Raw genomic sequence first — 1,044 nt, 5'->3', positions numbered from 1 at the left:
CTTATATAAATTATACACATGTGACTTTACTGTTGTTTCTGCAACAAATAATTTTTCTGCAATTTCCATATTGGATTTTCCATCTGTTAACAGTGAAAGTATCTGTTTTTCTCTTCGTGTTAGGAGTGGAATTGCAGGTTGCTGAGTGTGATAGCTATTCAAGTCTTTATGGCTTCGGTAGTGTTCAAGCATCAGTTCTAAAGTATGGCGTGGAAACCATAGCCCTTGATCTAAAACAACTTCAATACTTTTTGTAAGATGCTCTATTGATGCGGTTGGTGAGAGAAACCCTTTTACTTGTGGCCAAGTGAGCAAGGTATCAATTGGGATCTCGTTCGTTACGTTAAAGAGCAATATTGGCATTTTTTGCGTGGGGTTGGTCAGAAATATCATTGCTTGTGAATCAGGTTTTAGAGCCTGATAGTCAACTAAAGTTAAATGGAATTTTGAGTTTTGGTTATCTAGAGATAGATGTGATGCACTTTTAAAACATACCTCCTTCATATTATTCTTTGCTAATTGGCTAATAATAAGTTCAGTATGCATATTGTTTAAGCCAATAAGTAATATTTTCTTATCCTTAACACTCATCTTTTATTCCTTCTTTGAATTTAATTATTTTGACATAATATGATAATTGTAAGTCTGCCATAGTATATCGTTAATAACAGATACACTATTGGAGTTACTTATATCCTTAGCGTTTGTATCATTATGTAAATAATATCCGAAGTATAGTTTAATTTTAATACTTTTCTAATTACTCAGATATAAATACTACTTGCATTCATACTTTTTTATTTTTCTAAGAGACTAGATTAATAGCATCAGATTGATATTGGTATATGGCGATGCGAACTTTATTGCTGTCTCTATTTTTTTTATCAAGTATTACTAGTGCTTCACCAACTAAATTAACATTAGATTTAGTTGGCGTCATACCTGAAGTATGCACAATGAAATTTCAAGATAATCAGACAGTTGATCTTTCATCTGGAAAACCTCGATTGATTAATTTTGAAGTAAACTGTAATAGTCCTTTGA

General features: G+C 31.7%; 2 protein-coding genes. One reads left to right on the top strand and one right to left on the bottom strand.

Annotated features, from left to right (window positions below):
• A partial coding sequence (locus I3255_RS14930; protein ID WP_275950133.1) for a LuxR C-terminal-related transcriptional regulator occupies nucleotides 1-591 on the bottom strand: 591 nt, incomplete at its 3' end.
• Between the two features lie 254 nt (nucleotides 592-845).
• On the opposite strand from I3255_RS14930, the gene I3255_RS14770 reads away from it, so the two are divergent.
• On the top strand, nucleotides 846-1,044 hold a 199-nt coding region (locus I3255_RS14770; RefSeq protein ID WP_238039507.1), incomplete at its 3' end, for a hypothetical protein.

It is taken from the genome of Psychrobacter sp. Ps6 (genome assembly GCF_022129235.1).
Taxonomy (GTDB): domain Bacteria; phylum Pseudomonadota; class Gammaproteobacteria; order Pseudomonadales; family Moraxellaceae; genus Psychrobacter.
Note: the sequence above shows the minus strand (reverse complement) of the source record. Positions and strands in the feature narration are given on the sequence as shown.